The sequence below is a fragment of the Enterococcus dongliensis genome (assembly GCF_031927985.1).
GTDB classification, from domain to species: domain Bacteria; phylum Bacillota; class Bacilli; order Lactobacillales; family Enterococcaceae; genus Enterococcus_A; species Enterococcus_A dongliensis.
On record NZ_JARPZC010000004.1, the window covers coordinates 100,151 to 114,196 of the forward strand.

The following is a 14,046-nucleotide window of genomic DNA, read 5'->3' on the forward strand; positions in this document are numbered from 1 at the left end:
CCTTACTGCTCCTTTTCTTGACCGTAGATATCTCGAGGTCGAATAATCCCTAACAAATTTCCGTTAGAATTCCCATCTTTAGTAATCAGGATTGCTTCTAAGGTTCCTTCTGTTTGGAACATTTTTTTTGCTTCTGAAACTTTTGTGTTCGCTGAAACAAATTTAAAGTTCACTCGCTTGCTATTTGTCAGCAGCAGATCTTCTGCTACCAGACCCTTAAGATTGATTGTTCCAGTCAAACTGACTTGAGCAAAATAAAACCCAATCGTACGTAACGTAATCAACCCCATAAACTTCCCTGAATGGTAGACTGGAAACTGTGAAAAATGCTTCTCTGTAATAATCTTCATGATCTCCACTACTGGCAGATCTCGTTCAAATCCAGTCACTTTTTTTCCAAAACGCGGCAATACTTTTTCCGGTCTCAGCAAGTTTTCTTCGATTTTTCTGATCCGTTCAACCGCCCATTCATTAGGTTCTGCGATTACAAAATCATCTGCTACTTGATCATGGACAATCGCATTGCGCAACTGTGCTAATTGCAATAAGTCGTTTTCGTTTCCGCCAATCAAATTGTCTCGGCGTCTTGACAGTCGGCGCACGGATTCACTAAAACTCATATTTTCTGGATTGCCTAACTGTCGTTTCAACTCTTTTTCGATTCGATTAAATGTACTTAAAAAAATATCTGCCCGTTCTCCCACTAGCTTGCTCCTTTATAGTTACTTAGTGACATCTTATTATCTAATAAAAAATTGTCCTGCTTGCGATTGATTTTTCAAAAAACGGCGAATGTTTTAATAATAAAAACATATTTTCACTACATTCATTTTCGGATTTTCTCTACTTGTAATAATAAACTAGAATAAACGCCAGCATCCTTCAAATTGATACCTTCAGTATAAGTGAAAAAAAGTGCTAAGGAAAGCCTGAGACATTAAAAAGCTGATGAGAACGTCTACCCACAAAAAAAGTTGCACCAATTTTGGCACAACCTCAATTTAAGAGAACTTGTTGAATGATTTTTAAGCCTTGCATAAGTTCTGCTTGACTGATTGTTAAAGGCGGTAATAAACGTAAAACAATTTGTCCTGCTTTAAGTGCCAGTAATTGCTGCTGTTTCAATTCAACGATCACTTTTTGCAAGGTCTCAGGTGAATCAAGTTCAACACCGATCATCAACCCACTTCCTCGTACCGCGGTTACTTTAGCGGTTTGGTCGATCAGTTGTGTTAACCCCTCTTTTAAATCGTTTCCCTTTGCAGCTACTGCTGAAAGAAAAGCTGGTTGATTGATTTCAGTGACGACAGTTTTGGCAACTTGCATCGCCAAATTATTTCCGCCAAATGTCGTTCCGTGTGCTCCCGGTCCAAAAGCTTCAGCTAATTCAACTTTTCCTAACATCGCTCCAGCTGGAATCCCATTTGCTAAAGCTTTGGCAAGTGTAATAATATCTGGTTTGATTTCATATGCTTCAAAAGCGAAAAAGCTTCCTGTTCTTCCCATCCCACTTTGGATTTCATCGACGATCAGCAGGCTATTGTTTTCATGACATAATCGTGCGACAGTTTGTAACCATTGTTTTTCGGCTGGAATAATCCCGCCTTCTCCTTGGATCACCTCTAAAATCACAGCTGCGACATCATCTGTTAATTTTTCTTTCAAAGGATTTAATTGATTGTAAGGAAGATAGTCAAAGCCTGCCACGATCGGATAAAACCCTGCTTGCAGTGCTGGCTGACCAGTAGCACTTAACGCGCCATAAGTTCGACCATGAAAAGATTGGGTAAAGCTTAAAATCTTGGTACGACCTGTCGCTTTTCTTGCTAATTTAATGGCTGCTTCATTTGCCTCTGTGCCACTATTACAAAAGAAAGTTAGATAGTCTTTTCCCATCGTCAACTTTTGTGCAACTTGTTCTTGTAAATGATTGGTATATAAATTGGAACTATGCCAAATCTTAGTTGTTTGATCAGTCAATGCTTGCAACACTTTAGGATGTTTATGTCCTAAATTAGTTACACCGATTCCACTAGTAAAATCTAAATACCGTCTCTGATCTTGATCATAAACGTAACAGCCATCTCCATCGACTAGATCAATGCTATCTCGTGTATAGTTTGGAAATAAATAACTCATACAAAAGTCTCCTCTTTTTTTATAACCGTCCCTGGACGCTCAATTCCATCAGTGATATGAATCTCCGAGACACCGTTGTTCAACGCTTGAATCGCACTAGTTAGTTTAGGAATCATACCACCTGTGATTACTTTTTCAGATATTAACTTTTCAACTTCAACACTTGAAAGTTCTTTTAACCATGCGCCTGCTTTTTTTACTCCAGGAACATCCGTTAATAAGTATAAGGCGTCAGCACCAATTGTTTCAGCGATTTTACATGCGGCGACATCTGCATTGATATTCAGCCACTGACCAGTTACAGTCATTCCTAAAGGAGCGATAATCGGAATATAGTTTTTATACAACATATTTTCAATCGGTCCTGTATTGATAGCAGTAATCTTACCGACAAGCCCAAATTTTTCTTCATCAAGAACTTTTCCTTGAATCAAGTTATCGCAAGAAGCATTAAGTCCAATCGCCGCAAAGTCATGCTGTTTAAATAGTGTCGTGATTGCTGGCTGAACTTGACCGAGCAAGACCATTTGTGTAACTTTTAAAGCTTGTGGCGTGGTAATTCGCAGGCCATCTTGTATCGCTACCGGGATGTTCAAACGCTCCATCATTTCAGTAATATAATACCCTCCTCCATGGATGATAATAATTTCTTGTCCCTGTGAACGCCAATGCTTGATTTGTTCGAAAAATTTTTTGGTCAGATTATCGCTAGCTACGCCGCCGATCTTTACAACAATTCGCCCCATGATCACTCACTCCTATTTCTGATGACTTTTGGATAAAACGCTATTTTAGTGATTAGAATAGCTTTATGTGTGGTATAACGCATTTACTTCAATATATTTATAAGTCAGATCACATCCCCACGCTTTCCCGCTTTCTGTGCCAATATTTAATTCTACTTTGATAATGATCGTTTCTTTTTCCAGCGTCTCTTTCATGATTTTTTTATTGAATAATTGTGGCTGGCTCCGTTTTAACAATTGTTGATTGCCAATCCACATATCGATTTTTTCAGGATCAGTCTGCGATCCTGCGTAACCAACTGCACAAATAATCCGCCCCCAATTAGGATCTTCACCAAATATCGCCGTTTTCACTAAACTAGAACCAACGATTTTTTTAGCTACTAAACGAGCTTCCAGTGCATCACGAGCTCCAGTGACTTGGGCTTCAATCAATTTTGTCGCGCCTTCCCCATCTTTTGCGATCATCTTAGCTAATGTCTCACTCACTAATTGAAACATGGCGACAAACTTTTCGTATGCGGCCGAATTTTCTTCAATCACAGGATTTTTTGCTAATCCGTTCGCTAGTACCAATACCATGTCATTGGTAGAAGTATCTCCATCAACTGTGATTTGATTGAATGTCGTTTCTGTTTTTTGAGCTAAAAGAGTTTGCAGTAGTTGGGCAGAAATACAAGCATCTGTCGTAATGAAAGCTAGCATCGTTGCCATATTAGGATGAATCATCCCAGAACCTTTAGCCACTCCTGCCATTGTCACCAGCTGTCCATTGATTTTTTCAGTGACGACGATTTCTTTCGTATTGGTATCTGTCGTCAAGATTGCTTCATGAAAAGCAGAGGGTTCAGCTTTTTGTAGATCAAGTTCATTGATGCCTGTTTCAATGACTGACATTGGCAGCTGTTTTCCAATTACACCAGTTGATGCAATCGCAACATTTTCTTGATCAACTGCTAAATGTGCAGCAGCCAGTGCTTGCATTTTTTTGGCATTTTCCATGCCAATTTTTCCCGTACAAGCATTGGCCACTCCTGAATTGACCACTATCGCTTGCAGTGACTGATTTTTTAGTGCCGTTTTTGTAACGAAGATTGGGGCAGCCTTTACTTGATTGGTCGTATAAACTGCCGCTGCGTTAGCGGGGACTTCTGAGTAAATTACACCTAAGTCTTTTTTTATTTTTTTTAATCCTGCATGCAATCCCGTGGCTTGAAACCCTTTAGGACTAGCAATTGTTCCATCAATAATCTGCATATTTTTCACACTCCAATTTTTATGGATAAATCGGTACAAGGTCTAAGCCGGTTTCTTCTGGCCAGCCAGCAAAATGATTTAGATTTTGCACAGCCTGACCAGCGGCCCCTTTGACTAAATTATCCAAGACAGTAACTACTGTAATGATTTTGGTCACTTCATTGTAGGCCACCCCAATATCACAAAAGTTCGAACCAATGACTTGGCGTAAATCAGGATATATTCCCTGTTTTTGAACTCGGACAAATGGTTTTTCTTGATAAAAATTTTGATAAGTTTGCCATAACTGTGATTGTGTCAAATGTTCGTTGCTTTTAGCATAGGTAGTAATGAAAATCCCCCGAGTTACAGGAATTAAAGATGTTGAAAATTGGATTGCAGAAATTTCCTCGTCCCATTTTTGCAATTGTTGCATAATTTCAGGGATGTGTTGATGACTATTCATCTTGTAAAGCGTCATATTTTCATTGCTAGTGACAAAATGTGTCGAAGAAGATAATTTTTTTCCTGCTCCAGATAATCCAGATTTTGCATCTACGATCACTGAATCTTTCTCAATCATTCTTCGCTGTATCAACGGTGCCAACGACAATAAAGTCCCTGTTGCGTAACATCCTGGATTAGCAATTAACTTAGAAGCTGGTTTTGCATAAAAATCTGCTAATCCATAATGAGCTTTTTGCAAAGTTTCAAGTGGAGCACTTGAATTTTTATACCATTTTTCATATTGATCAGCGGCTTTTAATCGAAAATCACCAGAAAGATCAATAATCGGAAAATCTGCTTTGATGAAAGTTTGAGCGACTTTTTTAGAGATCCCAGAAGGAGTGGCAAGAAAAACTAAATCCGCTTGATCCATGATCTTCTCGGCATCAATTGCTTCCAAAGGAAGATCTAGTAAATAGTTTAAATGCGGCAAGTAATCGCTAAGCTCTGTAGTCTTTTGAGAATGACTGTGAATAGAGCAGATCTCCACATTAGGATGTCTTGATAAAATACGGACCAATTCGATTCCACTATATCCAGTCACACCGATAATCGAGACTTTCAAATGAACACCTCCTTAAATTTAAATAAAAATACGATTAAAAAGTTATTATTTCCGATGATTATACGTGTCTATTTTATACAAGTCAATGGTTTTTTATAAATATTTTTGTATATTTATGTTGGTTTTTTACTAATACTGTCTCGTTTATGCAAAAAAAAGCAAGTATTCATTAAATGAATACTTGCTTTTTTCGTTAAAACAACCCAATCGCATTTCCTTGTTCATCTACATTCATGTTTAAGGCAGCTGGTTTTTTAGGCAGGCCAGGCATCGTCATCACTTCTCCTGTCAATGCAACAACAAAACCGGCACCGATTTTTGGTACAAATTCACGAATCGTTACATCGAAGTCAATCGGTGCTCCTAGTTTGGTTGGATCGTCAGACAATGAATATTGGGTCTTCGCCATACATACTGGCAAACGATCCCAACCGTATTTTTTAAAAGTAGCTAATTGTTGTTTGGCTTTTTTACTATAAACCACTTCATTTCCACCATAGATTTCGCGGACGATCGTCTCGATTTTTTCAGTTAGATCGTCTTGTTCTCTACTAAAGATCGAATGGAAATTATTTTCTTCCTTTGCAATCACATCAACAACTGTTTTGGCTAAGTCGATGCCTCCATCTGGACCTTTTTCCCACACGCTAGCTAATTCGACGTTTACTTCTTCTTGTTGACAAAGTTCTTTTAGTAACGAGATTTCTTTTTCTGTGTCGCTGATGAACTCATTGATTGCTACAATCACTGGTAAACCATATTTACGCATGTTTTGAATATGTTTGGCTAAATTACTGAACCCAGTTTTTAAAGCATCTAGATTTTCTGCACTTAGCTCTGTCTTAGCTACGCCTCCGTGCATTTTTAATGCGCGAATAGTCGCCACAATGATTACTGCATCCGGCGCTTTGCCTAGATTTGGTACTTTGATATCTAAGAATTTTTCTCCGCCAAGGTCTGCACCAAATCCTGCTTCAGTCACAACATAGTCGCCACAATGTAACGCAGCTCTTGTAGCTAAAATGCTATTACAACCGTGAGCGATATTTGCAAATGGTCCACCATGCACAAATGCAGGTGTCTGATAAATGGTTTGAACTAAGTTTGGTTTGATCGCATCTTTAAGAACAAGTGCTAGGGCTCCTTCAATTTTTAGATCCCCAACTGTAACTGGTTCACGATCAAATGTATATGCGACAACAATATTTGCTAAACGTTTTTTTAAATCATCGATACCAGTCGCAAGACATAAAATCGCCATGATCTCGCTAGCAACAGTGATATCAAATCCATCTTCTCGTGGGACACCATTTGTTGGTCCGCCCAATCCAACGGCGATATGACGAAGTTCACGATCATTTAAGTCAACAACTCGTTTCCAGATGACACGACGAGCATCGATATTCAATTGGTTCCCTTGATGGATGTGATTGTCTAGCAAAGCTGACAAGGCATTATTAGCAGTCGTAATCGCATGCATGTCGCCGGTGAAATGTAAATTGATATCTTCCATCGGTAAAACTTGCGCATAGCCTCCGCCAGTTGCTCCACCTTTCATCCCCATGACTGGTCCTAACGAAGGTTCGCGTAAAGCGATGACGGTCTTTTTCCCAATTTTGTTCAAGGCATCGCCCAGACCAATCGTGACAGTAGATTTTCCTTCTCCTGCTGGAGTTGGATTGATAGAAGTTACTAAAATCAATTTTCCTTCCGGATTTTTTTTCATTTGTTCTAAAGCAGCAAATTCAATCTTTGCTTTGTACTTTCCATGTAATTCTAAATCATCAAAAGATAGATTGATCTTTTCAGCCACCTCAGTAATTGGTGTTAAAGTTGCTGATTGAGATATTTCGATATCTGTTTTCATAAAAACTCCCTTTCCCGAACGTTATTCAGAGAACGACGTTTTTTATTCGTTCATTTTTATTATAACGAATTTAGAAAAGAAAAACATCCTATAAAACTGGCAATCTTATTGATTCGCATTTTTTGTTTCCATCACGTATAATAAAACCAGCAATTGCAAAGGGGTGTTGCGTTATGAATAGTGGCATAGTTAAGTGGTTTGATGAGAAAAAAGGATACGGCTTCATTACCTATGAAGAAAATCAAGAAGTGTTTGTGCATTTCACCGCTATTGAAGAAGAAGGTTTTAAAACTTTGGACCCTGGTGACGAAGTAGAATTTGTAATCGTAGAAGGCGCTCGTGGTATGCAAGCGGCTCACGTTAAAAAGAAATAAACGAAAAGATCAGCTGCGGCTGATCTTTTCGTTTATTTCTTTTACTTGAATTTCAGGATAAAATGTTGCAAAATCTTTGATAAATGCAGCTTTTCTTTTTTTAGTCATCGCAAAATGGAAAGAAGTGCCACTAAGCCCTTTCCGCTGAATAACGATGCCATCTTTACAAAGAATCAAATAATCGATATGCTCACGCAAGATGGTTTCGTGTTTCCACAAACGAGAATAACGTACTTTTATCCCTGATTTCTCTAAAAATAAATAGCGATGAAGACCCACTAAAGCAAATAAAATAAAGACTCCAAGAAATACATTCCCTTTTAAATACGGATGGGTTTTTTCTAAAGTTAAAATCAATCCATAAAAAAGGATAATAAAAGTCACTGACCAATAAATAATACTAATTGATAACTCCGGTTGCCAAAAATAGCGTTTTCTTTTCATTCCTATGCTCCTATTCTAAAAAAAGGATGATTCTAATGTTGAAAGTTTTCACTGATGCCGCGACTAATTTAGAAAAAAGTGGTGGCGGGATACTAATTATTTCTAATGAACAGAAACAATTATCGATTTCATTGCTTGAAAAAAATAATCACCAGGCCGAACTGGCTGTGATTCTTTATGCCTTGAATTATTTGATTGACCAAGGGTTAAATAATCAGTCTGTCTTACTGTATTCTGATAGTAAAACTGCAATAAAAATTCTAGACCAAGGGCAAACAAAAAACAAGCTCTTCTTGCCATATTTATCAGAGTTTAATGAATTAGCTCCCAAATTCCCTTTATTAGTACTGCAATGGATACCTGAAATCAAAAATAAAGGGGCGGACAATCTGGCCCGCCAAGGATTACGAAAAAAGTTATAGAACTGGTGACAGCAAACGTGAGAAACGCTGTTTAAAATTCAACCAATAGGATTGATTAGCAATCATTTCATCAGTCAGTAAAATACATTCTTTCATGTCATCTTCAAAGATCTTCCGAAATAACTGTGCCACTTCTGGGTCATAGATGAAACTACTGACTTCAAAGTTTAATTCATAGCTGCGGATATCTTGGTTGGTCGATCCGAATGTTGCCAATTCATCATCTACTACAATTGTTTTAGAATGAAGAAACCCATCGGCATAATGATAGATTTTAACGCCGCGCTGGTGTAGATAATTGGCATAGTATTGAGTCGCTCGATAAATAAAAGGATGATCCGGCATATTAGGAATCATGATTCGCACATCAATACCTGAACGAACCGCAATCAAGATGGCCGAGATCATTGTCTCATCTGGAACAAGATAAGGACTTTGGATCCAAACACTTTTTTCAGCTGCTAAAATCAAACGTACGAAACCATCTTTAATGATCTGCTCACCAGAATCTGGACCGTCTGCAACGATTTGCATTGGTACTCCTTTTTTGATTTCTTTTTGCGGTAAAACAAAATATTCTGGCAGATAGCTCATTTTATCTGCCTTGTTCATAACTGAAGCGTTCCAATCACGAATAAAAATCTCCTGCAGTGTGAAACTAGCTGTTCCTTCAATTCTTCCATGTGTGTCCCGCCATCTGCCGAAATGCTTTGATTCTCCTAAATACTGATCTCCAACATTGAAGCCGCCAGTCCAACTGATGCTCCCATCAACGACAACGATTTTGCGGTGCAGGTGATAATTTAAGCGTGTCTTCGCTAAAATATTTCTAGATGTAATAAAAGGGGTAACTCGACCACCATTTTTGACCATTGTTTCAAAAAACTTTTTATTTGTTTTTGGTGATCCCCACGGATCATAGATCATTCGTACTTCAATTCCTTGTGCGGCTTTTTCTTCTAGGATACGCATAAACCGATTGCCGATATGATCATTAAAAAAAGCATAATATTCTACATGAATCGTATGTTTAGCCTCTCGTAGATCCACGAACAAGCGCTCGAATTTTTCCGTTCCATCTAAAAAAAATTCTAATTCATTTCGAATCGCTAATGGAGACTCATCCAAATTTTTAAAATATTTCACTAATGATTGGACAGCTGGATACAGTTGGTTTGGTTCATTATGATCTACGTGCTGATTGTCTGTCTGAATAGTCTCATTGATTTCCTTCACACGTTTTGCATCCCCTTGTTCAAAGCGATACATCGTCTCTCCATCGATCCCACGACCACAAAAAGCATAGATCAAAAAACCGATCACTGGTAAAAAAATCAAAGTCAACAGCCAAGCCCAAATAGTCGTGATATTCCGCGGTTTCCGAAAAACGGTAACAATTGCTCCGATGGCATTAATAACAAAGACCCAAAAAATAATTTGCTCAATAATCCCCAAGTGATCTCCTCTTTTCTCAAAATAAATTCTCATAATGATTATACCTAAAGCGCTTGGACATTAAAAGAAAACGTGACGGCTCCACGTTGTTTTCTCATTTAAATGAGCTTTTGTAAAAATGAGCCTATCTCAAATTTCACGGTATAAAAATACCCGAATGATAGATATGGCTCTTGCCGTCCAGTAGGACCTCATCGCAAATGTACGACAAACAAGCAGCTTGCATTCTATCATCCGGGTATTTCGTTTAATTTTTACTTAGTTCATCATCTAGTTTCAGATTAGGCTAACCAGTTGGCTACTTCAGCTAATGCCTCTGATAACCCTGCTGGATTTTTACCGCCGGCTTGAGCCATATCTGGTCGGCCGCCGCCACCGCCGCCAACTTTAGGAGCGATTGCTTTGATTAAATCGCCAGCTTTCAAGCCTTTTTCATTTGCTGTTGGACTCATTGCTGCTAAGAGATTGACTTTTTCTCCTTGGACAGTCCCAAGAACCAGCACATCAGATAGCGCTTTTTGTTTCCATTGATCGGCTAACTGACGCAATTGATTCATATCTTTAACATTGACTTGTGCTGTAATCACTGTTGTACCATTGATTTCTTTTACATCTTTGAAAACATCACCAGCTTGTTGGTTTGCCAACTTAGTTGCTAGTTGTTCAGTTTCTTTTTGTAATTCACGGACTTGTTGCTGCAATTGCTCTGTTTTGCTGACTACTTCTTTAATTTGTGGTGATTTTACAATTTGAGCTACTTGCATTAATTGTTCTTCTTCTTCACGGAAAGCTTCATACGCTTCTTTTCCTGTCAAAGCCTCGATTCGACGAACACCAGCACCGATACCTGATTCAGAAACAATCTTGAATAAACCAATATCCTCAGTATTAGCAACATGGGTTCCTCCGCATAATTCGATCGACCAGTCACCGATGTTTACTACTCGCACTTCACGGCCATATTTTTCTCCAAATAATGCCATTGCACCCATCGTTTTAGCAGAATCAATGTCTGTTTCAATCGTTACCACCGGAATTGCTTCCCAAATTTTTTGGTTGACGATCTTTTCCATCTCTTTTAATTCCGCTGCTGTGACTTGACCGAAATGGGTAAAGTCAAAACGTAAATGTGCATCTGTTACCAATGAGCCTGCTTGATTTGCATGGTCGCCTAAAATTTCTTTTAATGCTTTGTGCAATAAATGCGTTGCGGTATGGTTTTTGATCACTTTATTACGGAAAGCTTGATGAACTTGTAAAAAGTAGGTTGTCCCTTCAGTTAATGTGGACAATACTTCAACAGTGTGTAATGCTTGGCCATTTGGCGCTTTTTGGACATCGATCACTTGGGCAACAATTTTACCCGTTTGATCAATGATGCTCCCTTTATCAGCAATTTGCCCACCCATTTCAGCATAGAAAGGTGTTTGGGCAAAAATCAGTTGTGCTTGGTCTTTTGTTACTGTATCCACAATAGCATCATCTTGTAAGATGACTAAAAGTTCACTTTCGACCTCAAGATGGTCATAACCAACAAACTCGCTATTGACTTTGATATCTCCTAATAAGGCTGTTTGAAGTCCCATTGATTTTTCAGTTGTTCGAGCAGCACGTGCACGTTCTTTTTGCGCTTGCATCTCTACTTCAAATCCGGCGTGATCGACTTTCAGTCCTTCGTCTTCTGCAACTTCTTCAGTCAGTTCCACTGGAAAACCAAATGTATCATATAATTTGAAGATCGTTTTTCCATCTAAGATCGTTTTTTCTTTCGCTTTCAGTTCAGCTAGTACATCATTTAGCATTGTTAGACCGTCATTGATTGTTTCGTGGAATCGTTCTTCTTCAGTCCGTACAACTTTTTCGATGAATGCTTCTTGTTGGTTAACTTCTGGATAATAACTTACCATAATCTCACCAACAACTGGGATTAATTTATATAAGAATGCTTGATCAATCCCTAGTTTCTTCCCATGCATGACCGCACGACGAAGTAAACGACGCAAGACATATCCGCGTCCTTCATTTGAAGGCAATGCACCATCACCGATTGCAAAAGCCAATGAACGGATATGATCGGCGATAACTTTGAAAGAAACATCTAATTGTTTATCACTACCATATTTTTTTCCGCTTAACTCTTCTACTTTGCTGATGATTGGTAAGAACAAATCCGTCTCAAAGTTGGTCGGAGCATCTTGGATGATCGACACCATTCGTTCAAGTCCCATCCCCGTATCAATATTTTGATGCGGCAATGGTTCATACGTATTTTGTGGTGTATGGTTGAATTCTGAAAATACTAAGTTCCAAATTTCTAAATAGCGTTCATTTTCTCCACCAGGATAATTTTCTGGATCATCTTCGGCTAGATCGTTAAATGCTTCACCGCGATCATAGAAGATTTCTGAGTCCGGACCACTAGGGCCAGCGCCTAAATCCCAAAAATTGTCCTCAATCTCAATCACATGATCCGCAGGAATTCCCACTTCTTCTAACCAAATGCGTTTTGCTTCATTATCTTCTGGATAAACGGTCACATATAATTTATCAGGCTCAAAACCAATCCAATCAGGAGAAGTTAAAAATTCCCACGCCCATTCGATTGCTTCTGCTTTAAAATAGTCTCCGATCGAGAAATTCCCCAACATTTCAAACATCGTATGGTGGCGAGCAGTTTTCCCGACATTTTCAATGTCATTTGTTCGAATAGATTTTTGAGCGTTTGCAATCCGGGGATTTTCTGGCACGACACTTCCATCGAAGTATTTTTTCATCGTTGCGACCCCTGAATTGATCCAAAGTAAAGTCGGGTCATTGACTGGTACTAATGAGGCACTTGGTTCGATCATATGCCCTTTTGTTTTAAAAAAATCTAAAAACATTTGACGCACTTCAGCGCTAGTTAATTTTTTCATTTATTCTCCTCTTTTCTCAAAAAAATAAAAACTATCACTGCAGTCAAGGACGAAAATTCGCGGTACCACCTTGATTGCAATGATAGTTTGATCATTACCTCTTCAGCTCGTTAACGCGGAGCAACGTTGATCTTTCAATCAAAAAAAAGCGGGAGCAATTTATCTTTTGCCACGTGCAGCTTTCAGCAATCGTGCACTTTCTGTGGAAGCATAACCAATAAACCATATCCTTTTAAGAGTATAGAAAAAAGTCGCACAAAAGTCAAACTAGATCTTTATCAAAATCGCTTTACGATACAAATACTCACTTGGAGACAAAATCGCTTCATGTTGCATCGTTGTATTGTTGCTGTAATAGCTTGACAACGGAAGAAAATCAACAATTGGAATTCCTACATCATATTTTTTATTCGTTAGTTTCAAGACACCAGGATCTTCAGTAATCTCGAAACGTTCCATCGATGTGTCAAAAAATAAGCCAAACATATTGGCCTGTTCCATCATTTTTCTTACATTTTTACCTCGATAAGGATCTGTTACACTCAAATCATTGCCCCAACGAAATAACCGACGACTACCGGCACCATTGACATATTCCCATTGGTCTTCTGTCAATAAATCGAAATTCTTCTTACGAATTTTTTTTCGTAAACTACTGTAACTATGTTTTTCATGACTAAAAACAGCATAATTATCAGAATGAGGTGTCATTTCAATATACCAGCGTCCTTCTTTTAATACATTTTTAGGAAATGACCAAGTCAGACTTTCTTCTGAAGTAAGATTAGGTGATAAAACTGCCTTGATTTCTTCTTCATATAGTGCGAATTGATCAGCTTCTCCTGAAAAACTTCCCGTCACCGAATCATAAACACCTAGATAGTTTGTTCCAGCTGGCAAAGCATGCCGTTGGACAAACATTGGAGGAATCTGAACTTTGCGTAAGCTTGTAGTCTTATCATTGATCATTTCACCTAACGAGGCAACATCAAAAAAGTTGTATTGTCCACGCAGCTCTTCTGGAATCATGATTTCTTGTGCACTAGGTGCTGTTTCTAATAATGACAATCCTTTTGTTCCTAAATTCCATCCTAAGATTGCATCTTTATTTCCGGGGATAAACACAAACTCTTCATCATCGATCATTAATTGAAACGTTTGGCACTTGATGCCATACAACTGAAAATCTTGCAATTCAATATCTGAAATCTTCATTAATGGATTGACGAAATGAAGCAATAACTGGCTTAATAATGTTCGTTTCTCTTTTGGATTTAACCGTTTCCAATAGGACCAGTCCAATTGATCTAATAAGTTCATAAATCTTTCTGCCTCCTTCAATACTCATATGCTAAAATTATACCATTATCCTATAG

At 38.3% G+C, this 14,046-nt stretch carries 12 protein-coding genes; 2 read left to right on the top strand and 10 right to left on the bottom strand.

Going from position 1 to position 14,046, the window contains the following annotated elements:
• Positions 1 to 2 precede the first annotated feature (2 nt).
• From P7D84_RS04670 to P7D84_RS04695, 6 genes are all read right to left on the bottom strand, one after another.
• Positions 3 to 704 (bottom strand): CBS domain-containing protein, encoded by a 702-nt coding sequence (locus P7D84_RS04670; protein WP_311805282.1) that lies wholly within the window; start codon positions 702 to 704, stop codon positions 3 to 5.
• 292 nt (positions 705 to 996) lie between these two features.
• Positions 997 to 2,139: an acetylornithine transaminase gene (argD, locus tag P7D84_RS04675; protein WP_311805284.1), complete on the bottom strand. Its 1,143-nt coding sequence runs from the start codon at positions 2,137 to 2,139 to the stop codon at positions 997 to 999.
• Complete coding sequence (argB, locus tag P7D84_RS04680) at positions 2,136 to 2,885, bottom strand: acetylglutamate kinase (RefSeq protein WP_311805285.1); 750 nt, start codon at positions 2,883 to 2,885, stop codon at positions 2,136 to 2,138. Before argB ends, argD begins: the two co-directional genes overlap by 4 nt.
• A gap of 63 nt (positions 2,886 to 2,948) precedes the next feature.
• A complete protein-coding gene (argJ, locus tag P7D84_RS04685; RefSeq protein WP_311805287.1) occupies positions 2,949 to 4,142 on the bottom strand; it encodes a bifunctional ornithine acetyltransferase/N-acetylglutamate synthase in 1,194 nt (397 codons plus the stop codon).
• Between the two features lie 19 nt (positions 4,143 to 4,161).
• Positions 4,162 to 5,193: an N-acetyl-gamma-glutamyl-phosphate reductase gene (gene argC, locus P7D84_RS04690; RefSeq protein WP_311805288.1), complete on the bottom strand. Its 1,032-nt coding sequence runs from the start codon at positions 5,191 to 5,193 to the stop codon at positions 4,162 to 4,164.
• 193 nt (positions 5,194 to 5,386) lie between these two features.
• Positions 5,387 to 7,060 carry a formate--tetrahydrofolate ligase gene (locus P7D84_RS04695; RefSeq protein WP_311805289.1) on the bottom strand — a complete coding sequence of 558 codons (1,674 nt, stop codon included), beginning with the start codon at positions 7,058 to 7,060 and terminating at the stop codon, positions 5,387 to 5,389.
• Positions 7,061 to 7,233: 173 nt separating this feature from the next.
• On the opposite strand from P7D84_RS04695, the gene P7D84_RS04700 reads away from it, so the two are divergent.
• Positions 7,234 to 7,434 carry a cold shock domain-containing protein gene (locus P7D84_RS04700; protein WP_137603134.1) on the top strand — a complete coding sequence of 67 codons (201 nt, stop codon included), beginning with the start codon at positions 7,234 to 7,236 and terminating at the stop codon, positions 7,432 to 7,434.
• Positions 7,435 to 7,443: 9 nt separating this feature from the next.
• On the opposite strand, the gene P7D84_RS04705 is transcribed toward P7D84_RS04700, so the two are convergent.
• A complete protein-coding gene (locus tag P7D84_RS04705) occupies positions 7,444 to 7,878 on the bottom strand; it encodes an EbsA family protein (protein ID WP_137603135.1) in 435 nt (144 codons plus the stop codon).
• Between the two features lie 35 nt (positions 7,879 to 7,913).
• On the opposite strand from P7D84_RS04705, the gene P7D84_RS04710 reads away from it, so the two are divergent.
• Complete coding sequence (locus P7D84_RS04710) at positions 7,914 to 8,300, top strand: reverse transcriptase-like protein (protein ID WP_137603136.1); 387 nt, start codon at positions 7,914 to 7,916, stop codon at positions 8,298 to 8,300.
• On the opposite strand, the gene cls is transcribed toward P7D84_RS04710, so the two are convergent.
• From cls to P7D84_RS04725, 3 genes are all read right to left on the bottom strand, one after another.
• Positions 8,295 to 9,755: a cardiolipin synthase gene (gene cls, locus P7D84_RS04715; RefSeq protein WP_311805291.1), complete on the bottom strand. Its 1,461-nt coding sequence runs from the start codon at positions 9,753 to 9,755 to the stop codon at positions 8,295 to 8,297. The genes P7D84_RS04710 and cls overlap by 6 nt on opposite strands.
• 281 nt (positions 9,756 to 10,036) lie before the next feature.
• Entirely contained in the window at positions 10,037 to 12,670 is a 2,634-nt protein-coding gene (alaS, locus tag P7D84_RS04720) for an alanine--tRNA ligase (protein ID WP_311805293.1), read from the bottom strand.
• A gap of 267 nt (positions 12,671 to 12,937) precedes the next feature.
• A complete protein-coding gene (locus P7D84_RS04725) occupies positions 12,938 to 13,990 on the bottom strand; it encodes a DUF7278 family profilin-like fold-containing protein (protein WP_137603139.1) in 1,053 nt (350 codons plus the stop codon).
• Positions 13,991 to 14,046 lie beyond the last annotated feature (56 nt).

What these genes read in the sequence shown, in the direction of transcription:
- argD (WP_311805284.1), bottom strand. Translation starts at nt 2,139, where the DNA reads ATGAGTTATTTATTTCCAAACTATACACGAGATAGCATTGATCTAGTC.
- argB (WP_311805285.1), bottom strand. Translation starts at nt 2,885, where the DNA reads ATGGGGCGAATTGTTGTAAAGATCGGCGGCGTAGCTAGCGATAATCTG.
- argJ (WP_311805287.1), bottom strand. Translation starts at nt 4,142, where the DNA reads ATGCAGATTATTGATGGAACAATTGCTAGTCCTAAAGGGTTTCAAGCC.
- P7D84_RS04695 (WP_311805289.1), bottom strand. Translation starts at nt 7,060, where the DNA reads ATGAAAACAGATATCGAAATATCTCAATCAGCAACTTTAACACCAATT.
- P7D84_RS04700 (WP_137603134.1), top strand. Translation starts at nt 7,234, where the DNA reads ATGAATAGTGGCATAGTTAAGTGGTTTGATGAGAAAAAAGGATACGGC.
- P7D84_RS04705 (WP_137603135.1), bottom strand. Translation starts at nt 7,878, where the DNA reads ATGAAAAGAAAACGCTATTTTTGGCAACCGGAGTTATCAATTAGTATT.
- P7D84_RS04710 (WP_137603136.1), top strand. Translation starts at nt 7,914, where the DNA reads ATGTTGAAAGTTTTCACTGATGCCGCGACTAATTTAGAAAAAAGTGGT.
- alaS (WP_311805293.1), bottom strand. Translation starts at nt 12,670, where the DNA reads ATGAAAAAATTAACTAGCGCTGAAGTGCGTCAAATGTTTTTAGATTTT.
- P7D84_RS04725 (WP_137603139.1), bottom strand. Translation starts at nt 13,990, where the DNA reads ATGAACTTATTAGATCAATTGGACTGGTCCTATTGGAAACGGTTAAAT.